Below are 25747 nucleotides of genomic sequence, written 5' to 3' on the forward strand. Positions count from 1 at the left end.
CTAGCGCTCCTCGCCGTACAGGAGCGCGCCTACGTCCGGCTCCACGTCAAACATGTTTTGCAGCGCGTCCAGCGTGTCGCGGGCTTCCGCTTCGTTAATCACGCTCATCGCAAACCCCACGTGGACCAGCACCCACTGGCCGAGGCGCGACGCGCCCGTTTCATCGGTGCTGCCCACCAGCGTCAGGTCCACGTCGCGCAGGATGCCGCAAACCTCCACTTTGGCCTGGTTGCCGTCAATAGAGTGGATTTGTCCGGGTACGCCTATGCACATCGTTCGCTCTCCAGCCAGTCCAGCCAGGCGTCCATCCCGTCGCCGCGCGTGGCGGAAACCAGCAGGATGCGAATGTCCGGGTTCACCTCGCGGGCATACGCAAGGCACTTATCCACGTCGAAGTTCAGGTACGGAAGCAGGTCGACCTTGTTCAGCAGCATGAGGGAGGCGGCGGCGAACATGTGCGGGTACTTCAGCGGCTTGTCCTCCCCTTCGGTGACGGAGAGCACCGCCACCTTGTGCCGTTCGCCGAGGTCAAAGCTGGCCGGACACACCAGGTTGCCGACGTTTTCAATAAACAGGATGCAGTTATCCGCCAGCGGCAGGCGCGGGGCGGCGTCGGCAATCATCTGCGCATCCAGGTGGCAGCCCTTGCCGGTGTTGACCTGAATCGCGGGCGTGCCGGTTTCGCGGATGCGCGCCGCGTCGTTAACGGTTTGCTGGTCGCCTTCGATAACCGCGCAGGAGACGCGTTCGTTCAGGCGCTTGAGCGTTTCGGTCAGCAGCGTGGTTTTGCCGGAGCCGGGGCTGGAGACCAGGTTCAGCACCAGCTGTTGACGCGCGGCAAAGCGGGCGCGGTTGCGGGCGGCGATCTGGTTATTTTTGTCCAGCACGTCGATCTCCACCTCCAGCATCTGGCGCTGGCTCATACCCGGCGCGTGGGTGCCCGCTTCGCCGTGGCCGTAATGCAGATCGCCCGCGTCGGAACGCTGCCGCGCAAAGGTGATGCCGGTCAGGGCCGTCGCAGGACGCGGGGCGGGGGAAAAGGGCGCGGAGCGAAACGCGGAGTGGGGGCGGTGTTCGTCCCCTTCTATATAGAGGTTGCCTTCGGCGCAACCGCAGGTACTACACATACATTACTCCTTCTCGATTTCGAGGCGTTGGATCTGCATGCCGTCATCCGCCACGATGCGAAGACCCGTGCTCTGACACTGCGGGCAGCGCTGAACCTTTGATGAGAGCAGGGTGACGTACTGCTGGCACTGCTCGCACCAGCACTCCGCCTGCTGCTCTTCAATATGAAGCTTGCAGCCTTCCGCCAGGGTGCCGCGGCACACCAGCTCAAAACAAAAGGTCAGGGCGCTGGTCTCGACGCAGGAAAACGCCCCGACCTTCAGCCAGACGCCGGTGACGCGCTGCGCGTGGTTTTGCACTGCCTGCTGTTCGATAAGTTCCAGAGCCCGCTGGCAGAGGGTGATTTCGTGCATGACGCCTCCTCAATGATTTGCGCCAGTGAATGCAATAACGGTGCCAGCTTGATTTGCGTTACGGCGTGACAATGTCAACGCTGTCGAAATGACACGTCGACACTGCGGCGTTGACAGTGGTTTTTCCGATAAAAATCATTTAAATCAGCAGGTTAAAAACTGGCACGGAATCTGCTTAACAGCCGCTATCTCCATTAACCGGATACCTTCTATGACTATTTGGGAAATTAGCGAAAAAGCGGATTACATCGCGCAGCGCCACCAGCAGCTTCAGGATCAGTGGCACCTCTACTGCAACTCTCTGGTTCAGGGGATCACCCTGTCAAAAGCCCGTCTGCATCATGCGATGAGCTGTGCGGCGCAGGGGGATATGCGCTTTGTCCTGTTCGGTCATTTCACGGTCTTTGTGACCCTGGCAGACAGCTTTAACAGCCACACCATCGAGTACTACGTTGAGAATAAAGAGGGTGAAAAACAACGTATTGCGCAGGCGCAGCTGATGGCCGACGGCATGGTCGACGGCTACGTCAGCAACCGCGATCGCCAGCAGGTGCTTGAGCACTATCTGGAGAAAATCGCGCCGGTTTACAACGGTCTCTACGCCGCGGTTGAACACGACCTGCCGGTCGACCTGAAACAGCTGGTCGCGGGAAAGATTTCCGCAAACCCTGCCTGATAACCGAGTGTCGAAAAGTGTCGATGAGACAGTTTTTCGTCGTCAAAAATGACTATCACCTGAGGATTGCCCGGTGAACCGTTTTGTAATTGCTGACTCGACGGTCTGTATCGGCTGTCGAACCTGTGAGGCGGCGTGTTCGGAAACGCACCGCCTGCACGGGCTACAGTCCATGCCGCGCCTGCGCGTCATGCGTAATGAAAAAGAGTCTGCCCCGCAGCTCTGCCACCACTGTGAAGATGCCCCGTGCGCGGGCGTGTGCCCGGTTAACGCCATCACCCGCGTCGATGGCGCGGTCCAGCTGAACGAAAGCCTGTGCGTTAGCTGCAAGCTGTGCGGCATCGCCTGCCCGTTCGGCGCGATTGAATTCTCCGGCAGCCGCCCGCTGCATATCCCGGCGAACGCCAATACCCCCAAAGCGCCGCCTGCGCCACCCGCTCCGGCGAAGGTGAGCACGCTGCTGGACTGGGTGCCCGGCATCCGCGCTGTTGCGGTCAAGTGCGACCTGTGCAGCTTTGACGAACAGGGCCCGGCCTGCGTGCGGACCTGCCCGACCAAAGCGCTGATCCTGGTTAACATCCGCGATATCGCACGCACCAGCAGGCGCAAGCGCGAGCTGACCATTAATACCGACGTCGGCGATCTTTCGCTTCTGCAGGCGCTTAACGAGGGGGCGAAATGAACGCGATATTTATGATTAACAGCGCCGTAGCGTACTTTGCCGCAGCCGCCGCGCTGGCGCTGGTGTTCTCTTTCCATAAAACCCTGAGCGGCTGGATAGCCGGTATCGGCGGGGCGATCGGCAGCCTGATGACGCTGGCCGCGGGCGGCGTCGTCCTGCTCGGCGGACAACCTGTGGAAACACTCATGCCGCTGATTCGCCACAACGTGGCGATTACGCCGCTTAACGCCATCTGGCTGGTGACCTTTGGCCTGTGCGGGCTGTTTATCAGCCTGTTCAATATCGACTGGCACCGCCATCCGCAAACCAAAGCCAACGGCCTGCTGGTCAATCTGCTGATGGCGACGGCGGTCTGTACGGTTATCGCCAGCAACCTCGGCGCGCTGGTGGTAATGGCCGAAATCATGGCCCTGTGCGGCGTGTTCCTGACCGGCTGCAGCGCCTCCGGCAAGCTGTGGTTTGCGCTTGGGCGTCTCGGCACGCTGCTGCTGGCGCTGGCCTGCTGGCTGGTGTGGCAGCGTTTCGGCACCCTGGACTTTTCCGCGCTTAACGGCCAGACGCTGGGCAACGATGTCTGGCTACTGGGCGTGGCTGGCTTTGGCCTGCTGGCCGGGATTATCCCGCTGCACGGCTGGGTCCCGCAGGCGCACGCAAATGCCTCTGCGCCCGCCGCCGCGCTGTTTTCTACGGTGGTAATGAAGGTCGGTCTGTTCGGCATCCTGACGATTACCCTGACGGGCGGTCAGCCGCCCCTGTGGTGGGGCGTGGCGCTGCTGATTGCGGGGATGATTACCGCCTTTGTCGGCGGCCTGTACGCCCTGATGGAGCACAATATCCAGCGCCTGCTGGCGTACCACACCCTGGAAAATATCGGCATTATCCTGCTCGGCATCGGCGCGGGCGTCACCGGGCTGGCGCTTAACCAGCCGGCGCTGATTGCCGCCGGGTTTATCGGCGGTCTGTATCACCTCGTCAACCACAGCCTGTTCAAAAGCACCCTGTTCCTCGGCGCGGGCAGCGTCTGGTTCCGCACCGGCCACCGCGATATCGAAAAGCTCGGTGGGATTGGCAAAAAAATGCCGGTGATTTCACTCGCTATGCTGGTGGGGCTGATGGCGATGGCCGCGCTGCCGCCATTAAACGGCTTTGCCGGGGAGTGGGTGATCTATCAGTCGTTCTTCGCGCTCGGCCAGAGCGACGCGTTTATCGCGCGCCTGCTAGGCCCGCTGCTGGCGGTTGGGCTGGCGATTACCGGGGCGCTGGCGGTGATGTGCATGGCGAAAGTCTATGGCGTCACCTTCCTCGGCGCACCGCGCACCCGTGAAGCGGAGAACGCCTGCTGCGCCCCGGTACTGATGTGTGCCAGCGTGGTCGCGCTGGCGCTGTGCTGCATTGGGGGCGGGGTGGCCGCACCGTGGCTGCTGCCGCTGCTGGGCCACGCCGTTCCGCTGCCGCTTGCGACGGCGCATACCGTCGTTTCCCAGCCGATGATGGCGCTCCTGCTGATTGCCGCACCGCTGCTGCCGTTCGTGCTGATGCTGTTCTTTAAGCGCGACCGTCTCGCCTCCCGCTCGCGCGGCGCGGCGTGGGCCTGCGGCTACGAACACGAGCAGTCGATGGTTATCACCGCCCACGGTTTTGCCATGCCGGTGAAGGAGAACTTCGCCGCCGTGCTGAAGCTGCGCCACTGGCTGAACCCGGTGGGCTGGGTTCCCGGCTGGCAGAGCGCCGCCGCGCCCACTCTGTTCCGCCGTCTGGCGCTGATCGAGCTGGCGGTGCTGGTGGTAATTGTGATTTCACGAGGAGCCTGACATGAGTCTGTTTCTGGCAATTCTTCAGGCGCTGGTGCTGTTCGCCGCCGCGCCGCTGCTGTCGGGCATTACGCGCGTGGCGCGCGCCCGGATGCACAACCGTCGCGGGCCCGGCGTGCTCCAGGAGTACCGCGATCTCTTCAAGCTGCTCTCTCGCCAGAGCGTCGCCCCGGACGCCGCAGGCTGGGTCTTCCGCCTGACGCCGTTCGTGATGGTCGGCGTGATGCTCACCATCGCCACCGCGCTGCCGGTGGTGACGGTGGGCTCGCCGCTGCCGGCGCTTGGCGATCTGATTACGCTTATCTACCTCTTCGCCATCGCCCGCTTCTTCTTTGCGATTGCGGGCCTGGACACCGGCAGCCCGTTTACCGGCATCGGCGCCAGCCGCGAGGCGATGCTCGGCGTGCTGGTGGAGCCGATCCTGCTGCTGGGGCTGTGGGTGGCCGCGCAGGTGGCGGGCTCCACCCACATCAGCTTTATCACCGACACCGTTTACCACTGGCCGGTTTCACGCTCTATCCCGTTGATTCTGGCGCTCTGCGCCTGCGCGTTCGCCACCTTTATTGAGATGGGCAAACTGCCGTTTGACCTCGCGGAAGCGGAGCAGGAGCTGCAGGAAGGCCCGCTTACCGAGTACAGCGGCTACGGCTTCGCGGTGCTGAAGTGGGGCATCAGCCTCAAGCAGCTGGTGGTGCTGCAGATGTTTGTCGGCGTCTTCTTCCCGTGGGGGCAGATGACGCACTTCTCCGCGGGCGGTCTGGTGCTGGCCGTGGCGGTAGCTGCGCTCAAGCTGCTGGTCGGCGTGCTGGTGATAGCCCTGTTTGAAAACAGCATGGCGCGCCTGCGCTTTGTGGAAACGTCACGCATCACCTGGGCCGGCTTTGGTTTTGCATTTTTAGCGTTCGTCTCCTTGCTGGTGGCGTGATTAAAGAGAGTATTTATGTCTGAAGAAAAGAAAGGTCAGCAGTATCTCGCCGCGTTGCATCAGGCTTTCCCCGGCGTGGTGCTGGAGGAGTCCTGGCAAACCAAAGACCAGATCACCCTCACCGTGAAGGTGAACTACCTGCCGGAAGTGGTTGAGTTTCTCTATTACCAGCAGGGCGGCTGGCTGTCGGTGCTGTTCGGCAACGACGAGCGCCAGCTGTGCGGCAGCTACGCGGTGTACTACGTGATGTCGATGGAGCAGGGCGAGAAGTGCTGGATCACCGTGCGCGTCGAAGTCGACCCGGCTAAGCCGGAATACCCGTCCGTCACGCCGCGTGTGCCCGCCGCCGTCTGGGGCGAGCGCGAGGTGCGTGACATGTACGGCCTGGTGCCGGTCGGCCTGCCGGACGAGCGCCGCCTGGTGCTGCCGGACGACTGGCCTGACGAACTCTATCCGCTGCGCAAGGACAGCATGGACTACCGCCAGCGCCCGGCGCCGACCACCGACAGCGAAACCTACGAGTTCATCAACGAACTCGGCAGCAAGAAGAACAACGTGGTGCCGATCGGCCCGCTGCACGTCACCTCCGACGAACCGGGCCACTTCCGCCTGTTCGTCGACGGCGAGAACATCATCGACGCCGACTACCGCCTGTTCTACGTCCATCGCGGCATGGAAAAGCTGGCGGAAACCCGCATGGGCTACAACGAGGTGACGTTCCTCTCTGACCGCGTGTGCGGCATCTGCGGCTTCGCCCACAGCACCGCCTACACCACCTCGGTGGAGAACGGCATGGGGATCGTGGTGCCGGAGCGCGCGCAGATGATCCGCGCCATTCTGCTGGAAGTTGAACGCCTGCACTCGCACCTGCTGAACCTCGGCCTGGCCTGCCACTTCGTCGGCTTCGACTCCGGGTTTATGCAGTTCTTCCGCGTGCGCGAAGCGTCGATGAAGATGGCGGAGATCCTCACCGGGGCGCGAAAAACCTACGGCCTGAACCTGATCGGCGGGATCCGCCGTGACCTGCTGAAGGACGACATGATCAAGACCCGCCAGCTGGCGCAGCAGATGCGCCGCGACGTGCAGGAGCTGGTGGACATGCTGCTCAGCACGCCAAACATTGAGCAGCGCACCGTTGGAATTGGCCGCCTCGATCCGGAAATTGCCCGCGATTTCAGCAACGTCGGCCCGATGGTGCGCGCCAGCGGCCACGCCCGCGACACCCGCGCCGATCACCCGTTCGTTGGCTACGGCCTGCTGCCGATGACCGTACACAGCGAGCAGGGCTGCGACGTCATCTCGCGCCTCAAGGTGCGCATCAACGAGGTGTTCACCGCGCTGAACATGATCGACTTTGGTCTGGACAACCTGCCGGGCGGCCCGCTGATGGTGGAGGGCTTCACCTACATCCCGAACCGCTTTGCCCTCGGCTTTGCCGAAGCGCCGCGCGGGGACGACATCCACTGGAGCATGACCGGCGACAATCAGAAGCTCTACCGCTGGCGCTGCCGTGCGGCCACCTACGCCAACTGGCCAACCCTGCGCTACATGCTGCGCGGCAACACCGTCTCTGACGCGCCGCTGATCATCGGCAGCCTCGACCCGTGCTACTCCTGCACCGACCGCATGACCGTGGTGGACGTGCGCAAGAAGAAAAGCCAGGTGGTGCCGTACAAAGAGCTTGAGCGCTACAGCATCGAGCGTAAGAACTCGCCGCTGAAATAAGGATTCGCCATGTTTACCTTTATCAAAAAAGTCATCAAAACCGGCGTGCAGACCAGCAGCTATCCGCTGGAGCCGATGCCGGTGGATAAAAACTTTCGCGGCAAGCCGGAGCACAATCCGCAGCAGTGCATCGGCTGCGCGGCCTGCGTCAACGCCTGCCCGTCGAACGCCTTAACGGTGGAAACGGATCTTAAAACCGGCGAGCTGGCCTGGCAGTTTAACCTCGGGCGCTGCATCTTCTGCGGCCGATGCGAGGAGGTCTGCCCGACGGTGGCTATTCGTCTTTCTCAGGAATACGAGCTGGCGGTGTGGAAGAAAGAGGACTTTTTGCAGCAGTCGCGCTTTGCCCTGTGCAATTGCCGCGTCTGCAAGCGTCCGTTCGCCGTGCAAAAAGAGATCGACTACGCCATCGCGCTGCTGCAGCACAACGGCGACGCCCGCGCGGAGCATCACCGCGAAAGCTTCGAAACCTGCCCGGAGTGCAAGCGCCAGAAGTGCCTGCTGCCGTCCGACCGCATTGATATTACCCGCCATATGAGAGAGGCCAGCTGATGGAAAACTTACTCGGCCCGCGCGACGACAACGGCATTCCGGTGCCGATGACGGTGGAGGAGTCTATCGCCAGCATGAAGGCGTCGCTGCTGAAAAAAATCAAACGCTCGGCCTACGTCTACCGCGTGGACTGCGGCGGCTGCAACGGCTGCGAGATCGAGATCTTCGCCACCCTGTCGCCGCTGTTTGACGCCGAGCGCTTCGGCATCAAAGTGGTGCCGTCTCCGCGCCATGCGGACATTCTGCTGTTTACCGGGGCCGTCACCCGCGCCATGCGCTCGCCCGCGCTGCGCGCCTGGCAGTCGGCGCCTGACCCGAAAATTTGCATCTCGTACGGGGCCTGCGGCAACAGCGGCGGCATCTTCCACGACCTTTATTGCGTCTGGGGCGGCACCGACAAAATCGTGCCGGTGGACGTCTACATTCCAGGCTGCCCGCCAACGCCCGCCGCGACGCTGTACGGCTTTGCGATGGCGCTCGGCCTGCTGGAGCAGAAAATCCACGCCCGCGAGCCTGGCGAGCTGGACAACCAGCCGGCCGCCATTCTGCATCCGGACATGGTGCAGCCGCTGCGGGTGAAGGTCGACCGCACGGCGCGCAGGCTGGCGGGCTACCGCTACGGTCGCCAGATTGCCGACGATTACCTGCGCCTGCTGAGCCAGGGCGACCATCAGGTGGCGCGCTGGCTGGAGGCCGAGAACGATCCGCGTCTCAATGAGATTGTGGCGAACCTGAACAGCATCGTCGATGAGGCGCGAATCCGATGAGTGAGACGGTGGTGTTCAGCCAGCTGAGCCGTAAGTTTATTGATGAGAACGACGCCACGCCGGATGCGGCGCAGCAGGTGGTCTACTACAGCCTGGCAATTGGGCACCACCTTGGAGTGATTGACTGCCTGGAGGCGGCGCTGAGCTGCCCGTGGCCTGAGTACCTGGCGTGGATCGCCACGCTGGAGGAGGGCAGCACGGCGCGGCGCAAAATGGAGGGCGTGCCGAAGTACGGCGAGATCGTCATCGACGCCAACCACATTGCTATGCTCGCCAACGCCTTTGACGCGGCGCTAAGCAGGCAAACCCCGGCGCAGAAGGCGTGGAGCAAAACGCTGCTCGGCATGCTGCACGATATTCATCAGGAGAACGCCATCTACCTGATGGTGAGGAGATTACGTGACTGACGTTTTACTGTGTGTCGGCAACAGCATGATGGGCGATGACGGCGCCGGCCCGCTGCTGGCGGAGATGTGCGCTGCGAACCCGCAGGGCTCCTGGGTAGTGATTGACGGCGGCAGCGCGCCGGAAAACGACGTGGTTGCCATTCGCGAACTGCGCCCGGACAGGCTGTTAATCGTCGATGCCACCGATATGGGGCTCAACCCCGGCGAGATCCGCCTGATTGACCCGGACGACATTGCCGAGATGTTTATGATGACCACCCACAATATGCCGCTCAACTACCTGGTCGATCAGATTAAAGAGGACGTGGGCGAGGTACTGTTTTTGGGGATCCAGCCGGACATTGTCGGATTTTATTACCCGATGACGCCGCCGGTGAAAGAGGCTGTGGAGGTGGTCTATTCAAGGCTTGCGGAGTGGATTGGCAATGGTGGATTTGAACCCCTCACCCCGGCCCTCTCCCCGTAGGGGAGAGGGTGTGCTTTGTCCCCTCTCCCTTATGGAGAGAGGGTTAGGGTGAGGGGTTACGCCAGGTCCGCTCCGTTACTCGCAATCACCTTTTTATACCACCAGAACGACTTCTTGCGCTTTCGGTCCAGCGTGCCGTTGCCGGCGTCGTCCCGGTCAACGTACACAAACCCGTAGCGCTTGCTCATCTCGCCCGTTGAGGCCGACACCAGGTCAATGCAGCCCCAGGTGGTGTAGCCCATCAGCGGCACGCCGTCCTCAATCGCATCGCCCATCGCGCGGATATGCTCGCGCAGATAGCTGATGCGGTAGTCGTCGTTGATCTCGCCGTTTTCATCAATGACGTCCTTCGCCCCCAGGCCGTTTTCCACCAGAAACAGCGGCTTCTGGTAGCGGTCGTACATCATGTTCATGGTGATGCGCAGGCCGAGCGGGTCGATGCCCCAGCCCCACTCGCTCACCTGAATATGCGGGTTACGCAGGGACTTTACGATGTTCGCCGCGCTGGTGTTGCCCGCATTCATATCCGCCGACGCGCAGCGCGAGGCGTAATAGCTGAACGAGACAAAATCGACGGTGTTTTTCAGTAGTTCGTCGTCGCCAGGATCTTTCACAATCACCACGCCTTTCTCGCGGAACACGCGGGCAGAGTAGGCCGGATAGCTGCCGCGCGCCTGCACGTCGATAAAGAACAGGTTCTCGCGGTCTTTCTCCAGCGCCATCCACACGTCTTCCGGCTTGCAGGAGTAAGGGTAGAAGTTACCGCCCGCCAGCATGCAGCCGACCTGGTTTTCCGGGTTCACCTCGTGAGCGATTTTGGTCGCCAGCGCGCTTGCCACCAGCTCGTGGTGCGCGGCCTGGTATTTCACCTGATCCTCGTTTTCACCTTCCTCAAACACCAGCCCCGCGCCGGAGAACGGGCTGTGCAGCATGATGTTGATTTCGTTGAAGGTCAGCCAGTATTTCACCAGCCCGTTAAACTCCTCGAAGCAGGTGCGGGCGTAGCGGGCGAAGAAATCAACCATCTTACGGTTGCGCCAGGAGCCGTATTCTGTGACCAGATGCATCGGCACGTCGAAGTGGCAGAGCGTTACCAGCGGCTCGATGTTGTACTTTTTGCACTCCTCGAACACCGCGCGGTAGAAGGCAATGCCCTCTTTGTTCGGCAGCGGCTCGTCGCCGTTCGGATAGAGGCGGCTCCAGGCAATCGAGGTGCGGAACACCGTAAAGCCCATCTCCGCCATCAGGGCGATGTCTTCTTTATAGCGATGGTAAAAATCAATCGCCTCGTGGCTCGGGTAGAACTCGTCGTCACGCAGCGAAAAACGCTTTTCCTGACCGACCTTCACCGCCAGGCGATGCGCGCCGTGGGGGATCATATCGACCGTGGTCAGTCCCTTGCCGCCTTCACGGTAAGCACCTTCACTCTGGTTGGCGGCAAGCGCGCCGCCCCATAAAAATCCTTGTGGAAAAACAGACATTCTTACCTCGCTTTCAAATTATGCTTTTGCTGCGTTGTTCTGTACCGGTGCGGTGTGCAGGGCGCGCGCTTTTTCAGCCTCGTCTTCGACCGGGATATCCTCAAACCCTAAAAGCAGGGTCAGAACAAACGACAGCACTACCGCCAGCCCCATTACGCCAAACACCCAGACGATGGTCATCGGGTTGGCCGGGTCGAAGAACTGCACGCTGGTAAACAGCCCCGGCGCCGCCATCGAGTGGCTGGCAAGACCGGCCATGCCGGCCACCGCGCCGCAGATAAAGCCGCTGATCAGGCTCGCAATCAGCGGACGTTTCAGGCGTACCGCCACGCCGTACAGGGCCGGTTCAGAGATCCCCGCCATGATGGCGGAGGCCGCCGCGGCCAGCGCCGTCTGGCGCAGCTCCGGGTTTTTCGTTTTCCACGCCACCGCCAGCGACGAGCCGCCGAGCGACAGGTTGGCGCCGATCTCTGACGGCATCACCATCCCTTCTTTGCCCGTTTCGGCAATGGTCTGAATGATGGTCGGCGTAAACACGCGGTGCATCCCGGTCATCACCAGCAGCGGCCACAGCGCGCCCATGATGGCGACGGAGAGCCAGCCCAGGTAGCCGTGAATGGTGTAGACCAGCGCGGAGATGGCGCTGCCGATCCAGATCCCCAGCGGGCCAATCAGCACGATGGCGAGCGGGGCGGCAATCAGCACGATCAGCATCGGCTTGAGGAAGTTTTTGGTCACCGCCGGGGTGATGCGATCTACCCAGCGCTCGATGTATGACAGGCACCAGGTCATGACCAGCGCCGGGATGACGGTATAGGTGTATTTCACCGCCGTCACCGGAATAAAGGCGAACTCAACGTGCTCGCCCTGCGCGGCTTTCGCCATCAGCTCGATAAAGCTCGGGTGCACCAGCACCCCCGCGATGGCAATCGCCAGCGACATGTTGGTTTTAAACTTCACCGCCGCCGAGGCCGCCACCATCAGCGGCAGGAAGAAGAACGCGCCGTCGCCGATGACGGTCAGAATGGTGAGCGTCGGCGCGCCTTTTGGCAGCGCGCCGGTCATCTCAAGGATCATCGCCAGCAGCTTGACCATCGAACCGCCGATGATCGCCGGGATCAGCGGCGACATGGTGCCGATCAGCGCGTCGAGGATCCCGGCGCCAATGCGGCGTAACGTCAGCTTCTGCGGGCCTTCCGGTACAGCGGGCTGCAGGTCAACGGGCAGCAGGCTCACCACTTCGCGGTAAGCCTGTGAAACCGTGTTGCCAATAATCACCTGGCACTGGTTGTCGTTACGCACCACGCCAAGCACGCCGCTGATGCTTTTCAGGCGCGCAACGTCGTTAAGATTTTCGTCTTTCAGAACGAAACGCAGTCGCGTCATGCAGTGGGTGACGGCGACGATGTTCTCTTTGCCGCCCAGCGCGCTGATAACGTCGTTTGCCAGCGCAGCGTAATTTTTGGCCATCGGATCTGTTCCTGTTATCGTTGTGTGAAATGTAGGAAACCGGTTCCACATAATCATCATGAGTTTCTTTTGATGAAACAAGACTGCTTTTTGGGCATTTTTTCTTTTCGTGATGCAGATCGCAGTGGGGTGCAGAAAGCGTGACGTCGTCGCTGCGACAATTTTTCCGCGGTGCAGTACACTGCCCGCATGAGTTTCGGATGGAAGAACAATATGACCACGATGCTGGAAGTGGCGAAGCGGGCAGGCGTTTCGAAAGCGACGGTGTCCCGGGTGTTGTCGGGCAACGGCTACGTTAGCCAGGAGACCAAAGACCGGGTTTTTCAGGCCATTGAAGAGAGCGGCTATCGCCCGAATTTGCTGGCGCGAAACCTGGCGACCAAACGCACCCAGACGCTTGGGCTGGTGGTGACCAACACCCTTTATCACGGCGTCTACTTTAGTGAACTACTGTTTAACGCCGCGCGGATGACGGAAGAGAAAGGGCGGCAGCTGATCCTCGCCGACGGCAAGCATAGCGCCGATGAGGAACGTGAGGCGATCCAGTATCTGCTCGACATGCGCTGCGATGCGGTGATCATCTACCCGCGCTTTCTGAGCGTGGAAGAGCTGGACGAGCTGGTCGAGAAATGCGAGCAGCCGATTATGGTGCTTAACCGCCGCCTGCGGAAAAACAGCAGCCACAGCGTCTGGTCGGATCATAAAGCCTCGTGCCAGGACGCGGTGTCTCAGCTGATTGCGAAAGGGCACCGAGAGATTGCGTTCATCACCGGTTCGCTGGATTCCCCCACCGGGGTCGAGCGTCTTTCCGGTTACAGGGATGCGCTGGCGCAGCACGGCATTGCGGTGCGTGACGCGCTTATCGCCGAAGGGAAGTGGAATCCGGCCAGCGGCGCGGCGGCGGTTTCCGAACTGCTTGCTCGCGGTGAACGCTTTACCGCTCTGGTGGCGAGCAACGACGATATGGCGATCGGCGCCATCAAGCAGCTGCACGACAGCGGCGTCGCCACGCCGGACGCGGTATCGGTCATCGGCTTTGACGACGTGGCTATCGCGCCCTACATCGTGCCGTCGCTCTCCAGCGTGCGTATTCCGGTAACGGAGATGATCCAGGAGATCGTCAGCCGCCTGATTTTCATGCTCGACGGCGGCGAGTTCAAATACCAGCAAACCTTCTCCGGCGAGCTTGTCCTGCGCGACTCCGTCACCGATGGCCCGCACCGCTGACGTCGACATCTGTCATCGTCACTAATGACGATGACAGAAAGTCTGCTTTTCCATTCTCCTTAAAAATCAGCGTTTTAAACATTGGCACGGTTTATGAATAGCTTCGCGCATAACAGTTATGCCGGAGAAGCAGATGAACCGTTTTATTATGGCCGATGCCAGCAAGTGCATTGGTTGCCGTACCTGTGAAGTGGCGTGCGTGGTTTCCCATCAGGCGGAGCAGGACTGCGCCTCTCTCACTCCCGACACCTTCCTGCCGCGCATTCACGTCATTAAAGGCGTGAATATTTCCACCGCCGCCATCTGTCGCCAGTGTGAAGACGCCCCGTGCGCGAACGTCTGCCCGAACGGGGCGATTAAGCGCGAGAAGGGCTTCGTGCACGTGTTGCAGGAGCGCTGCATCGGCTGCAAAACCTGCGTGGTGGCGTGTCCGTATGGCGCGATGGAGGTGGTTGTCCGCCCGGTGGTGCGCAACAGCGGCATGGGGCTGAGCGTGCGGGCGGAGAAAGCCGAAGCCAATAAATGCGATCTTTGCTACCACCGCGAAGCCGGCCCGGCCTGTATGGAGGCCTGCCCGACGCACGCGCTGGTCTGCGTGGATCGTGACAAGCTTGAGCAGATGAGCGCCGAAAAACGCCGTCGCGCGGCGTTCGACACCTCGTCATCGCTGCTGTTTTAAGCTTCGATGAGCGTTAACGGCGTCCAGCTTCGGGTGCGCGGCAAAGTGCAGGGCGTGGGGTTTCGGCCCTTCGTCTGGCAGCTGGCGCACCGGCTGAAGCTTGTGGGCGATGTCTGCAACGACGGAGAGGGTGTCCTGGTGCGTCTCGCGGGTGATGGGGGGGACTTTACCGCGAGGCTGCGCCAGGACTGCCCGCCGCTGGCGCGCATCGATCGCGTTGAAACGCAGCCGTTCACCTGGCCGCACGTGCCGGAGGACTTTACCATCCGCCACAGCGAGCGCGGGACGATGGATACGCAAATCGTGCCGGATGCCGCCACCTGCCCGGCGTGTCTGGCTGAAATGCGCGACCCCCGCGAGCGCCGCTACCGTTACCCGTTTATCAACTGCACCCACTGCGGGCCGCGGTTTACCATTATCCGCGCCATGCCGTACGACCGTCCGGCCACGTCGATGGCCGCATTCCCGCTCTGCGCGCCGTGCGAAACCGAGTACCGCAACCCGGCCGACCGCCGCTTCCACGCCCAGCCGGTGGCCTGCCCGGACTGCGGGCCGCAGCTGGAATGGCGAGCCGGAGATGCTGTTGCCACCCGCGAGCCGGCTTTACGCGCGGCGGTGGCGATGCTGAAAGGCGGCGGCATTGTCGCGGTTAAAGGGCTGGGCGGTTTCCACCTCGTTTGCGACGCGCTGGATCCGCAGGCGATACAGAAACTGCGGATGCGCAAGCAGCGCCCGACGAAGCCGCTGGCGGTGATGCTCCCGGATGCGGACGATCTGCCGGAGACGATACAGGCGATGTTACGCTCGCCCGCGGCACCGATTGTGCTGACGCCAAAAGCCTCGCTTCCCGCGTTCCCCGAGGAAATTGCGCCGGGGCTCGACTGCGTTGGCGTGATGCTGCCCGCTAACCCGCTTCAGCATCTTCTGCTGATGGACTGCCGGCGCCCGCTGGTGATGACCTCCGGCAACCTCAGCGGCAGACCGCCTGCCGTCACCAACGCGCAGGCGCTGGAGGAGCTCGGCGGCATCGCGGACGGCTTCCTGCTGCACAACCGCGACATCCTGCAACGCATGGACGATTCCGTGATGGATCGGGATGGCGCTTTCCTGCGTCGCGCCCGCGGCTTTGTGCCCGATGCCGTCACGTTGCCCGCTGGTTTTGAGAATATCCCCGCCATGCTGTGCACCGGTGCAGAGATGAAAAACACCTTCTGCCTGGTGCGCGGGAACCAGGCGGTGCTGAGCCAGCACTTTGGCGATCTCAGCGACGAGGGGGTAGAAGCTCAGTGGCGCAGCGCGCTCTCGACGATGCAGGACATGTATGCCTTTCAGCCGGAGCGCGCGGTGTGCGATGCCCATCCGGCGTATCACGCCCGCCGGTGGGCGCAGGAGCAGGCGCTGCCCGTTGAAACCGTGCTGCATCATCACGCTCACGCAGCGGCGTGCCTGGCGGAGAACGGCTGGCCGCTCGACGGCGGTGACGCTATCGCCCTGACGCTGGACGGGATCGGCATGGGCGAGAACGGCGCGCTGTGGGGCGGAGAGTGCCTGCGGGTGAACTATCTCGACTGCGAACGGCTTGGCGGCCTGCCTGCCGTTGCGCTGCCGGGGGGCGATCTGGCGGCGCAGCAGCCGTGGCGTAATCTGCTCGCCCACTGCCTGGCGTTTGTCCCGGACTGGCAACGCTACCCGGAAACGCGAGCGGTTCAGCGCCACAGCTGGCCGCTGCTGGCAACGGCGATCCAGCGTGGCATCAATGCGCCGCAGGCCTCGTCCTGTGGTCGCCTGTTTGACGCGGTCGCCTGCGCGCTGGGCATCGACGCGCAGCGCTACGAAGGCGAGGCAGCGTGCAGGCTGGAGGCGCTGGCATCGCAGTGCGCGGGCGTTGACCATCCGGTGATACTGGAAGCGGATAACCTTGCGCTGTTCTGGCAGCGGTGGCTGAACTGGCAGGCGGAGCCCTGCGAGCGCGCGTGGGCGTTTCACGACGCGCTGGCAAAAGGGCTGGCCCAGCTCGCCGCGCGCCATGCCCGACGCCTGTCGCTGTCGACAATCTGCCTCTGCGGCGGCGTGCTGCACAACCGCCTGCTGCGCGCGCGCCTGCATCATTATCTTTCTGATTTTAGGCTTCTTTTTCCTTCGCGCCTGCCCGCAGGCGACGGAGCGATCTCCTTCGGGCAGGCGGTGGTCGCCGCTGCCCGGTCATGTTCAAAAAGGATTTAAAATGTTACGACTGTTACGCAACGAACCTCGCGCCGCGCTTCTGCTGCTGGCTCTGGTAATGGCAAACCTGCTGGCCTGGGGATGGGCATGGCGCACCTTTAGCGGCAGCACGGCGCTGATGGCCGCCAGCCTGCTGGCGTGGTGCTACGGGCTGCGTCACGCGGTAGATGCCGACCACATCGCGGCCATTGATACCGTGACGCGTAAGATGATGCAGCAGGGCAAACGCCCGTGCGGAGTGGGGGCGTGGTTCTCGCTGGGGCACTCCACCATCGTGGTGCTGGCCTCCATTGCCATCGCCGCCACCGCTACGGCGTTTCAGAAAAACATGGAATGGTTCCACGAAACCGGCAGCCTGATTGGCACCGCCGTTTCCGCCACCTTCCTGCTGGCAATGGCGCTGGTGAATATGGTGATCCTGCGCGGGGTCTGGCGCAGTTTCCAGGCGCTGAAAAAGGGCCAGCCGGTGCAGGGCGACGTCACGCTGCCTGCGCAGGGTGGCGTTATGAACTGGCTGTTCGGTAAAACCTTCCGCCTGGTGAATAAAAGCTGGCAGATGTACCTGGTGGGCTTTCTGTTTGGCCTCGGGTTTGACACTGCCACGGAAATCGGCGTGCTGGGGATCTCTGCTGCCAGCGCGTCCAGCGGCATGTCGGTGTGGTCAATCATGATTTTCCCGGCGCTCTTCGCCAGCGGCATGGCGCTGGTGGATACCCTTGATAACCTGCTGATGGTTGGCGCCTACGGCTGGGCGTTTGATAAACCGCAGCGCAAGCTCTACTACAACATGACCATCACCGGCACCTCCGTGGTGGTGGCGCTGTTTATCGGCGGGCTGGAAGCGCTGGGCCTGCTGATGGATAAATTTGCCCTCAGCGGCGGCGTCTGGGATCTGATCGGCGCGGTAAATGACAACCTGGGCAACGCCGGGTTTGTGGTGGTCGGGCTGTTCGTTGCCTGCTGGCTCATCTCCATGGCCAACTATCGCTGGCGCGGCTACGACGCGCTGGTGGTGCGCTCCTGAGCTGGAGGCAGCCAGGCGCGGGTAAAATCAAGCCAGCCGCTGGCGGTAAGCACAATGTCCTGCACGTTTTCCAGGGTGTTAAGACGGTAGCGGTAGTGGAAAAGCGGCGTGCAGGCACCGCTTTCCAGCAGGCGCTGAAAGAAGGCGGGCAGGCGTTCTCGCAGGCTCTCTTCGCTTTCGCAGTACGCCATCAGCGTCTGTTTCGCTTTTTGCCAGGCGGGCTGCCCCAGCGCGGCGGCCCATGCGGGCTCTTCAATAAACCACTCTGCCAGCGCAAACTCCGCTGCTTCACCTGCCAGATAATCTCCCAGGAAGATATCCCCCTTCGCCAGCGCGTCGGGGGCATGCCACGCCTCGCGGTCTTTGCGCTGGAGGGTAACGTCACAGCCGCGCTTTTTCAGACGCGCCTGCAGCATGCTGGCCAGATCGCACAGCCCCGGCGTGTCGTAACAGACCAGCGAAAGGGTAGCGGGAAGCGCCACGTCGGACGCACCCGGCAGTGCGGGCGTGGTGATGCCGGGCAGGATTTCCGTGCGGGTGTCCACATCCTCCCGGCGGAGGTGCTGCTGATTAATATGCTGTATTTCCTGCCGCAGCCAGGCGGCCAGCGGGTGCGGCAGCGTGGCGTTCAGCATCAGCCAGGCAAACCCGCCGCTGGTGGAGGTGACGACCCCCTGGGCGTTTTTGCCTTTCCCGACGGTGATCCACGCCGGTTTTTCGGCCTCGCTGCGGGTTCGCCAGAACTCAATCGCATGCAGCAGCGGATGCGCGGCAAAGTACCAGGGCTGACGCTCAAGGCGCAGGTAGTGCGAGTGGTGATGGGCAATAGCAAAGGGGCCCGCACCGATAGCCGGCTGCTGCGGATGCGGCAGGCGACAGGCATGGTGTGCGAGTCGATGCGCCAGCATGGCATCGGGCGCCGTAAGCGCGATCTCCAGACACCAGGGGGCGACAAGCGACACCGTTTGAACGTGCGCAAGCCCCGCGGCGCGTGCCGGGTCGGCCAGCAGCTGCTGCATCGCGCAGAGCATATCTTCGTCGCTAATGGCCTGCCCGTTATGCCAGTGCGCGCCGCTGCGCAGGTAAAAGCGCCAGCGGCGATTGTCGTCACGAATATCCCAGTGATGGGCTAAATCCGCGACCGGCTGCGGGCGGCCGGGGGCGTAGCGCGTCAGACCCGCGTGAACCGCGCAGATAATATGCTGCTCGGCGCGGCGGCGCGAAAGGGCAGGATGTAGCGACGTCAGCGGGCGATACCACGGAATGCGCAGCGTCGGCTGGTGCTTTAGCCATTTCCCGCCTAAGAACGGGGTGATGATGTGGTGCAGGCTGGCCGGATCGCCGTCGGCCAGCTGCAGCGCGCTCTGGTAATCCCCTTTTTCCAGACAGGCGTGCATCAGCGGCGCGCTCAGCTCGCTGGTGGTGGTCAGGCAGTGCAGGGTGGCGCGGTGCCCGCGCCCCGGCTGCGCGTCCCAGCTTAGCCAGCCGCTTTGCGAGAGCTGGCGCAGCAGGGTGCGCGCATGGCGTTCGCTGCACAGCGCAACCTCCGCCACTTCCGCGATGGTTGTGGGCGTTGGCTCCGCGCCGTAGTGCTGATAAAGCCGTTGATACTGACGGATTTTCTGAAGCTGGCGCATAGCGGCATACCGAAGAAAAAGGGATGCTGAGAGTGTAGGTTTTTTTTGCGGAAGAAAAAGTGTTGGTTTACGTAAAGTGTTCCGGTTTTTCCCGTCAATTACCGCTCATGTTCACTGACCGGCATCATCAGCTCGCGCAGACGCGCAATACGCTCCTCCGGGCTCAAATAAAGCCAGCGAAATAAAATGCGTTCTGCATGCTTCGTTTGTCTGAAATAACGAGAAAGATATTTGAGTTCTGTATTAAAAGTCGCCATGATTCATCTCCGGCTAATTAATTACCTGTCAGACTAGCCCGGCCGCGAATAATAAAACAGGGTGATGTTTTTCAGCTGTTCCGCTTTTAAGTATTTATGAAAATAATAAATAAAGGATTGATAGCGATGATATACCTGCTTTGCATTTATTTGATGAATAGAATGCGTAAAAAAAAGCCCCGGGACATCGGGGCGGCGGACAATAAAATCCAAAGGTTAAGTAAGCGTGGCAGGAAATTACGGGTTAAGCGGGCAGCGATTTCAGCAGCGCGAAAGCCTCCTTCATCCGGTCCTCACTGACGACAAAGGCGCGTATCTGGCCCTCGTTATCCGCGCCGCGCGCGACCATTCCCTGCGCTTCGAGGGTTATTTGCCAGTTCAGATCCTGACGCTGCGTTTCACCCGCCAGGTGCAGCGGCAACTCCGGCGTTTTGACCTTCACCAGCATGGCGGGTAATTTCAGCGGCGCGCTGCCGCCGAGCAGGTTTTTTGCCAGATACATGGCGCTTAATTGTATTGGCTGCAGGAAAGGAAGCACCTGGCCGTTAATTTCCGCGCAGTCGCCCAGGGCATAAATATCCGGCCGCGTGGTTTGCAGGTAGCTATTGACCTTCACGCCGCGGTTTATTTCAGCCCCTGCGCGATGCGCCAGCGCGGTTTCCGGGCGCAGTCCCGTCGCGGCAACCACCGCATCCACCTCAACGCTGCGGCTGCGGTCGAGCGTGGCGCGAATACCACCTTCGGTTTTGCTCAGGCTTTGTAGCTGCGATTTCAACAGCAGATGCACGCCCATATCGGTCAGACGATGCTGTAAGCGACTGCTTACTTCTGCGGGCATCAGCGCCGACAGAATACTCGCCGCGTGGTCAACCAGGGTCACGGATTTTCCCGCGCGGCAGAAATCCATCGCCAGCTCGGTGCCGATCAGCCCGCCACCGACAATCATCACCCGTTGCGCATCGCGTAGCAGGGTTTCGCTGGCCTGATACTCCTGCTGGCTGTTGAGGGTAATCATCAGCTCGCGGCCCTCAACCGGCGGCACAAACGCAGATGCTCCGGTCGCCAGCACCAGCCTGTCGTACTGCCAGGCTTTCTCTTTCGCTTTCACCACTCGGGCGTCGGCGTCGATGTCGGTGACCCAGGTGTACGGAAACAGACGCAGGTTGAACTGCTCCGCGAACTCCCCCGCCGTCTGGCGGGTGAGATCGTCGGCGCGCTGATTCTGGCTAATGACGTGGCTTAAATCAGGCTTGTTGTACTCGTCCATGCTGTCGGCGGCGATCAGCGTCAGCGGCACGTTAGCGTCCTGCTTGCGGATATTTTTCACCAGCTGGCGGGCGGCAAAGCCCGAGCCGATGATAACGATGCCGTTGCTCATTTTGCCTCCGCTGCCAGTTCGTCAAAGACGTCTTTGCCGAGGGAACATTCCGGGCAGAGGAAGTTGTCCGGCACCTCGCTCCACGGCGTGCCCGGGGCGACATCCTGCAGCGGTTCGCCCAGCGCAGGATCGTAGATCCACTGGCAGACGCTGCACTGCATGCGTGGGCCGAGATCGGCGCTGGCTGCCGCGGAACAGGTTTGCGGCTGTTCCGCAGGTTTTGCGGTGACGTCAGGAAGCGGGGCGAGCGCCCACTGGCGCGCAATGTCGCGACCGTGCTGGCGGCAGATCTCCAGCGCGTCGATATCCGGACGCCATTTCGCCTTCAGGCTCATGGACATCTCAAAGCCCGCATCCTGTAAACGGGTGGAGAGACGGTCTACCGCGCCGCCGCTCCAGCCGTGGGAGCCAAAGGCGCTGGCGCGCTTGTTGCGAAAGCGCAGACCGGTTATCTCTTCCACCAGGCCGGCAATCTTCGGCATCATCACGTTATTCATGGTGGAGGTTCCCACCAGCACGCCCTTAGAGCGGAAGACGTTGGTCAATACCTCGTTCTTATCGCTGCGCGCCACGTTGAAGATTTTTACCGCCACGTTCGGGTCAACTTCGTTGATGCCCTGGGCAATCGCGTCCGCCATCATGCGGGTGTTGTTGGACATGGTGTCGTAGAAGATTGTGATGCGGTCTTCCTGATAGTCCGCCGCCCACTTCAGGTACAGCTCGACGATCTGGGTGGGGTTTTCACGCCATACCACGCCGTGGGAGGTGGCAATCATATCTACCGGCAGGTTGAAGCCGAGGATCTCGGTGATTTTCGGCGTCACCAGGCGGCTGAACGGGGTCAGAATATTGGCGTAGTAGCGCTGGCACTGTTCGAACAGCTCGGTCTGATCCACTTCGTCATTGAACAGGCGTTCGTCGCAGTAGTGCTGGCCGAAGGCGTCGTTGCTGAACAGCACCGCGTCGCCGGTCATGTAGGTCATCATGCTGTCCGGCCAGTGCAGCATCGGGGTTTCAACGAAGATCAGCTGCTTGCCGTTGCCGATATCCAGCGTGTCGCCGGTTTTCACGGTGTGGAAGTTCCACTCCGGATGGTGGTGGTGGCCGTTGATGGAGTCAATGGCGTTGGTGGTGCAGTAGATAGGTGTGTTCGGAATGTGGGACATCAGCTCGGTCAGCGCCCCGGCGTGATCCTCTTCCGCGTGGTTGATGATGATGTAGTCGATGTCGTTCAGGTCGATTTCACCGCGCAGGTTCTGCACGAACTCACGGCTGAATTTATGATCGACGGTATCGATCAGCACGTTTTTACCTTCGCGGATGAGATAGCTGTTGTAGCTGCTGCCGCGCAGCGTTTTGTATTCCGTTCCGTGGAAATCGCGCACTTCCCAGTCACGTTGACCCACCCAATGAATGTTATTTTTAACCAGAATAGACATAGCAACCTCTACGTAATACAGCGTTTTCAAATAAGATGGTTTGCTTATATCAAGTTGCGTGCCAACTTTTTAAATTATTAATATTCAATGGGTTGTGGTTTTATGCCCCGTAATGAGTAGTCATTATGACTATCCAAAAAAGAGTCAATATGACACTATGTGTTGTCAAAATGACTGTGAGGCTGACATGAGCTTTTCCGTAGACGTGCTGGCGAAGATCGCCATTGAACTGCAAACCGGCATCGGCCATCAGGACCGCTTTCAGCGCCTGATCTCCACGCTGCGCCACGTGCTTGAGTGCGATGCGTCCGCGCTGCTGCGCTACGAGGGACGGCAGTTTATTCCGCTGGCTATCGACGGGCTGGCGCAGGACGTGCTCGGTCGACGCTTTACGCTGGAAGGCCATCCGCGGCTCGAGACCATCGCCCGCGCGGGTGACGTGGTGCGCTTCCCGGCGGACAGCGACTTGCCCGATCCGTACGACGGGCTTATTCCAGGCCAGGAGAGCCTGAAGGTGCACGCCTGCATCGGCCTGCCGCTGTTTGCCGGGCAAAATCTGATTGGCGCGCTGACCCTCGACGGCATGTCGCCGGACCAGTTCGACACCTTCAGCGACGAAGAGCTGCGCCTGATTGCGGCCCTGGCCGCCGGGGCGCTGAATAACGCGCTGCTGATTGAACAGCTGGAGAGCCAGAATATCCTTCCCGGCAGCCCGGCGGCGTTTGAGCAGGTGGCGCACACGGAGATGATCGGCCTTTCGCCCGGCATGGCGCAGCTCAAAAAAGAGATTGAGATTGTTGCCGCGTCCGATCTTAACGTGCTGATCTTCGGAGAGACCGGTACCGGTAAGGAGCTGGTGGCGAAAGCCATTCACGAAGCGTCGCCGCGCGCGGTCAACCCGCTGGTGTACCTCAACTGCGCCGCGCTGCCGGAAAGCGTGGCGGAGAGCGAGCTGTTCGGTCACGTTAAAGGGGCGTTTACCGGGGCCATCAGCAACCGCAGCGGCAAGTTTGAAATGGCCGATAACGGCACGCTGTTTCTTGATGAGATTGGCGAGCTTTCCCTTTCACTTCAGGCCAAGCTGCTGCGCGTATTGCAGTACGGCGACATCCAGCGCGTGGGGGATGACCGCAGCCTGCGGGTGGACGTGCGGGTTCTCGCTGCGACCAACCGGGATCTGCGCGAAGCGGTGCTGGCCGGACAGTTCCGCGCCGACCTGTTTCATCGCCTGAGCGTGTTCCCGCTGTCCGTGCCGCCGCTGCGCGAGCGCGGGGACGACGTGGTGCTGCTGGCGGGTTATTTCTGCGAACAGTGCCGGCTCAAAATGGGGCTCTCCCGCGTGGTGTTAAGCCCCGGTGCGAGGACGCACCTTATGAGCTACGGCTGGCCGGGCAACGTGCGCGAGCTGGAGCATGCGATTCACCGCGCGGTGGTGCTGGCGAGAGCGACGCGCTCGGGGGATGAAGTGGTGATTCATGCGCGCCATTTTGCGCTGCATGAGGAAAATGCCCGGACCATGAAGCCTGCTGCGCCTGAGAGCGCAATCGAAAACCTGCGCGAAGCGACGGAAGAGTTTCAGCGTCAGATGATTACCCGCGCGCTGGAGCAGAATAGCCGCAGCTGGGCGGCTTGCGCGCGGGCGCTTGAGATGGACGTCGCCAACCTGCACCGGCTGGCGAAGCGTCTTGGGCTGAAGGGTTAGATAATCCCGGCCTGGTAGAAGTCCTGCAGGTTGATAGCGCCGCACAGCCTGCCGTGCTCGTCCACCACCGGTGCGGCGGTGATTTTGCGCTTCATCAGCACTTCTTTGGCCTCAATGGCGCGGCTGTCGGCGTTGAGCGTCAGCCCGCCTTTGGTCATGGCGTCAGACACGTTGGTTTCCAGCCTGCCGCCGCCCACCAGCCAGCGGCGCAGGTCGCCGTCGGTGAACACGCCCCTGACGTTTCCGCCGTCATCGCAAACCGCCACCAGACCCAGACCGGTGCGGCTCAGCTCCAGCATCGCGTCCATCACGCTGGTGTCGAGTTTGACCTGCGGAATAGCGTCGTCGGTACGCATCAGGTGGTGAACCTTGTTGAGCAGGCGCGCGCCGAGCGCACCTGCCGGATGCGAACGGGCAAAATCTTCCTCATTGAATCCGCGCGCCTGCATCACCGCCATCGCCAGCGCGTCGCCCATCATCAGGGTGTTAACGGTGCTGGAGGTCGGGGCGAGGTGCATCGGGCAGGCTTCACGCTCGACGGAAATATCCAGCGTCGCTTTGGCGGCCAGCGCCAGCGGCGAGCGGGGTTTCCCGGTCATCGCCAGCAGGGCGACCGATTTTTCCTGCAGGCGCGGAATAATCAGGTCCAGCTCTTTGGCTGAACCGGAGTAGGAGATAAACAGCATCACGTCGCGGCTTTCGATCATCCCCAGATCGCCGTGCAGGGCCTCTGCCGGATGCACGAAGAACGCCGGGGTACCGGTGCTGGCGAGCGTCGCGGCAATCTTCTTGCCGATATGGCCGGATTTACCGATGCCCGCCACGATCACTTTGCCTTCGCAGTGGATAATGGTGTTGGCAGCGCGGACAAAATCCTCGCCCAGACGTTCCGGCAGGCGGCTGGCTTCCTGCAGCTCCAGCATCAGCGTCTGGCGGCCCGTTTCTAACAGAAAATCACTCATCTCTCTCTCCGGTTACGATCACGTCGATGCCTTTCTCTTCCAGCGTTTTTTTGAACGCCGGATCGATACCCGCGTCGGTAATCAGCTTATCAACGCTTTCAAGGCTACAGACAATGTTGGGGCTTTTGCGGCCAAACTTCGACGAGTCGGCCATTAAAATCACTTCCCGTGCGGCGTTACACATCGCTTTGCTGACGCTGAAGACCTCGTTAAACGTCGTGACGCCCGCGTTCAGGTCGATGCCGTCGGTGCCCATAAACAGCTTATCGAAGCTGAAGTGGTCGAAGGCGTTCTCCGCCAGCTGGCCGTGAAAGGATGCCGATTTTTTACGGAAGGTGCCGCCGGGCATCAGGATGGTCTGCTCGCTGTCAAACTCCGACAGGGCGTTGACGATGTGCAGGCTGTTGGTCATTACCGTGATGTTGTTAAAGCGGCTGAGCAGGGGGATCATCTGCAGGACGGTACTGCCTGCATCGAGGATGATGGAATCGCCGTCCTGGATAAATTTGACGGCGGCTTCGGCAATCAGCGCTTTCTGGTGGGTATTGATCAGCGTTTTGTGATCGATCGGCGGGTCCGCTTCGTCCTTGTTGAGCACCACGCCGCCGTAGGTGCGAATGACGGCGCCAGAGTTTTCGAGCAATACCAGGTCCTTGCGTATTGTCGTGCCGGTGGTGTCAAAGTAGTGGGCCAGATCCTCTACCGAGCATTTTCCCTGCTTTTGCAGATGCTCGAGAATGGCCGCCTGCCGCTGACGTGGTTTCATAGGCGCTTCG

25 protein-coding genes are annotated in these 25747 nt (G+C 61.4%); 14 read left to right on the forward strand and 11 right to left on the reverse strand.

Features of this window, described 5'->3' with window-relative positions; translation table 11 throughout:
• From USG84_RS11770 to hypA, 3 genes are read right to left on the reverse strand one after another with little or no spacing between them, the layout of a single operon-like run.
• Window positions 1-273 (reverse strand): HypC/HybG/HupF family hydrogenase formation chaperone, encoded by a 273-nt coding sequence (locus USG84_RS11770; RefSeq protein WP_061097260.1) that lies wholly within the window; start codon window positions 271-273, stop codon window positions 1-3.
• Window positions 264-1127 (reverse strand): hydrogenase nickel incorporation protein HypB, encoded by an 864-nt coding sequence (hypB, locus tag USG84_RS11775; RefSeq protein ID WP_320738280.1) that lies wholly within the window; start codon window positions 1125-1127, stop codon window positions 264-266. Before hypB ends, USG84_RS11770 begins: the two co-directional genes overlap by 10 nt.
• A 3-nt stretch (window positions 1128-1130) precedes the next feature.
• On the reverse strand, window positions 1131-1481 hold the full coding sequence (hypA, locus tag USG84_RS11780; protein ID WP_151412405.1) for a hydrogenase maturation nickel metallochaperone HypA: 351 nt from the start codon (window positions 1479-1481) through the stop codon (window positions 1131-1133).
• Between the two features lie 211 nt (window positions 1482-1692).
• On the opposite strand from hypA, the gene hycA reads away from it, so the two are divergent.
• The 9 genes from hycA to hycI all read left to right on the forward strand — a co-directional run bounded on the left by hycA (window position 1693) and on the right by hycI (window position 9492).
• Window positions 1693-2157 (forward strand): formate hydrogenlyase regulator HycA, encoded by a 465-nt coding sequence (gene hycA, locus USG84_RS11785; RefSeq protein ID WP_151412406.1) that lies wholly within the window; start codon window positions 1693-1695, stop codon window positions 2155-2157.
• A 73-nt stretch (window positions 2158-2230) separates the two neighbouring features.
• Window positions 2231-2839 (forward strand): 4Fe-4S binding protein, encoded by a 609-nt coding sequence (locus tag USG84_RS11790; protein WP_151412407.1) that lies wholly within the window; start codon window positions 2231-2233, stop codon window positions 2837-2839.
• Complete coding sequence (gene hycC, locus USG84_RS11795) at window positions 2836-4650, forward strand: formate hydrogenlyase subunit 3 (RefSeq protein WP_320738281.1); 1815 nt, start codon at window positions 2836-2838, stop codon at window positions 4648-4650. The genes USG84_RS11790 and hycC overlap by 4 nt, the downstream gene beginning before the upstream one ends.
• A 1-nt stretch (window position 4651) precedes the next feature.
• On the forward strand, window positions 4652-5575 hold the full coding sequence (locus tag USG84_RS11800) for a respiratory chain complex I subunit 1 family protein (RefSeq protein ID WP_061097266.1): 924 nt from the start codon (window positions 4652-4654) through the stop codon (window positions 5573-5575).
• A gap of 15 nt (window positions 5576-5590) precedes the next feature.
• Window positions 5591-7300, forward strand: a complete 1710-nt coding sequence (gene hycE / locus USG84_RS11805; RefSeq protein WP_253543162.1) for a formate hydrogenlyase subunit HycE — start codon at window positions 5591-5593, stop codon at window positions 7298-7300.
• A 9-nt stretch (window positions 7301-7309) separates the two neighbouring features.
• A complete protein-coding gene (locus USG84_RS11810) occupies window positions 7310-7852 on the forward strand; it encodes a formate hydrogenlyase complex iron-sulfur subunit (RefSeq protein WP_061097268.1) in 543 nt (180 codons plus the stop codon).
• Window positions 7852-8619 carry an NADH-quinone oxidoreductase subunit B family protein gene (locus USG84_RS11815; RefSeq protein WP_151412408.1) on the forward strand — a complete coding sequence of 256 codons (768 nt, stop codon included), beginning with the start codon at window positions 7852-7854 and terminating at the stop codon, window positions 8617-8619. Before USG84_RS11810 ends, USG84_RS11815 begins: the two co-directional genes overlap by 1 nt.
• Window positions 8616-9026 (forward strand): formate hydrogenlyase maturation HycH family protein, encoded by a 411-nt coding sequence (locus USG84_RS11820; RefSeq protein ID WP_151412409.1) that lies wholly within the window; start codon window positions 8616-8618, stop codon window positions 9024-9026. The genes USG84_RS11815 and USG84_RS11820 overlap by 4 nt, the downstream gene beginning before the upstream one ends.
• Window positions 9019-9492: a hydrogenase maturation peptidase HycI gene (gene hycI / locus USG84_RS11825; protein WP_151412410.1), complete on the forward strand. Its 474-nt coding sequence runs from the start codon at window positions 9019-9021 to the stop codon at window positions 9490-9492. The genes USG84_RS11820 and hycI overlap by 8 nt, the downstream gene beginning before the upstream one ends.
• A gap of 56 nt (window positions 9493-9548) precedes the next feature.
• Here the strand turns inward: hycI and USG84_RS11830 are convergent, their stop codons facing one another.
• Window positions 9549-10973, reverse strand: a complete 1425-nt coding sequence (locus tag USG84_RS11830) for a 6-phospho-beta-glucosidase (RefSeq protein ID WP_069732779.1) — start codon at window positions 10971-10973, stop codon at window positions 9549-9551.
• 18 nt (window positions 10974-10991) lie between these two features.
• Complete coding sequence (gene ascF, locus USG84_RS11835; RefSeq protein WP_253543160.1) at window positions 10992-12443, reverse strand: PTS cellobiose/arbutin/salicin transporter subunit IIBC; 1452 nt, start codon at window positions 12441-12443, stop codon at window positions 10992-10994.
• 213 nt (window positions 12444-12656) lie between these two features.
• On the opposite strand from ascF, the gene USG84_RS11840 reads away from it, so the two are divergent.
• The 4 genes from USG84_RS11840 to USG84_RS11855 all read left to right on the forward strand — a co-directional run bounded on the left by USG84_RS11840 (window position 12657) and on the right by USG84_RS11855 (window position 17596).
• Window positions 12657-13670 (forward strand): LacI family DNA-binding transcriptional regulator, encoded by a 1014-nt coding sequence (locus USG84_RS11840; RefSeq protein WP_253543158.1) that lies wholly within the window; start codon window positions 12657-12659, stop codon window positions 13668-13670.
• Between the two features lie 133 nt (window positions 13671-13803).
• Window positions 13804-14349 carry an electron transport protein HydN gene (gene hydN, locus USG84_RS11845; RefSeq protein ID WP_253543155.1) on the forward strand — a complete coding sequence of 182 codons (546 nt, stop codon included), beginning with the start codon at window positions 13804-13806 and terminating at the stop codon, window positions 14347-14349.
• Between the two features lie 6 nt (window positions 14350-14355).
• Complete coding sequence (hypF, locus tag USG84_RS11850) at window positions 14356-16572, forward strand: carbamoyltransferase HypF (RefSeq protein ID WP_253543154.1); 2217 nt, start codon at window positions 14356-14358, stop codon at window positions 16570-16572.
• A gap of 1 nt (window position 16573) precedes the next feature.
• Window positions 16574-17596: a HoxN/HupN/NixA family nickel/cobalt transporter gene (locus USG84_RS11855; protein WP_151412900.1), complete on the forward strand. Its 1023-nt coding sequence runs from the start codon at window positions 16574-16576 to the stop codon at window positions 17594-17596.
• Here USG84_RS11855 and USG84_RS11860 read toward each other — a convergent pair.
• The 4 genes from USG84_RS11860 to norV form a co-directional block, all read right to left on the reverse strand.
• Complete coding sequence (locus USG84_RS11860; protein WP_253543152.1) at window positions 17569-19233, reverse strand: SgrR family transcriptional regulator; 1665 nt, start codon at window positions 19231-19233, stop codon at window positions 17569-17571. The genes USG84_RS11855 and USG84_RS11860 overlap by 28 nt on opposite strands.
• Before the next feature lie 98 nt (window positions 19234-19331).
• The gene (locus tag USG84_RS11865) at window positions 19332-19490 is read right to left on the reverse strand and encodes a hypothetical protein (RefSeq protein WP_192845924.1); all 159 of its coding nucleotides are present in this window, start codon (window positions 19488-19490) and stop codon (window positions 19332-19334) included.
• Between the two features lie 244 nt (window positions 19491-19734).
• A complete protein-coding gene (gene norW / locus USG84_RS11870; protein ID WP_151412899.1) occupies window positions 19735-20868 on the reverse strand; it encodes an NADH:flavorubredoxin reductase NorW in 1134 nt (377 codons plus the stop codon).
• Entirely contained in the window at window positions 20865-22307 is a 1443-nt protein-coding gene (gene norV / locus USG84_RS11875) for an anaerobic nitric oxide reductase flavorubredoxin (protein ID WP_151412898.1), read from the reverse strand. The genes norW and norV overlap by 4 nt, the downstream gene beginning before the upstream one ends.
• Window positions 22308-22494: 187 nt before the next feature.
• Here norV and norR point away from each other — a divergent pair, with 187 nt between their 5' ends.
• Window positions 22495-24009, forward strand: coding sequence for a nitric oxide reductase transcriptional regulator NorR (norR, locus tag USG84_RS11880; RefSeq protein WP_151412897.1), 1515 nt, complete (start codon window positions 22495-22497; stop codon window positions 24007-24009).
• Here norR and gutQ read toward each other — a convergent pair.
• Window positions 24006-24971 carry an arabinose-5-phosphate isomerase GutQ gene (gutQ, locus tag USG84_RS11885; RefSeq protein ID WP_151412896.1) on the reverse strand — a complete coding sequence of 322 codons (966 nt, stop codon included), beginning with the start codon at window positions 24969-24971 and terminating at the stop codon, window positions 24006-24008. The genes norR and gutQ overlap by 4 nt on opposite strands.
• Complete coding sequence (gene srlR / locus USG84_RS11890; RefSeq protein ID WP_151412895.1) at window positions 24964-25737, reverse strand: glucitol operon DNA-binding transcriptional repressor SrlR; 774 nt, start codon at window positions 25735-25737, stop codon at window positions 24964-24966. Before srlR ends, gutQ begins: the two co-directional genes overlap by 8 nt.
• Window positions 25738-25747: the final 10 nt, after the last annotated feature.

It is taken from the genome of Enterobacter sp. 168J2, assembly GCF_034107265.1.
Classification (GTDB): Bacteria; Pseudomonadota; Gammaproteobacteria; order Enterobacterales; family Enterobacteriaceae; genus Enterobacter; species Enterobacter nematophilus.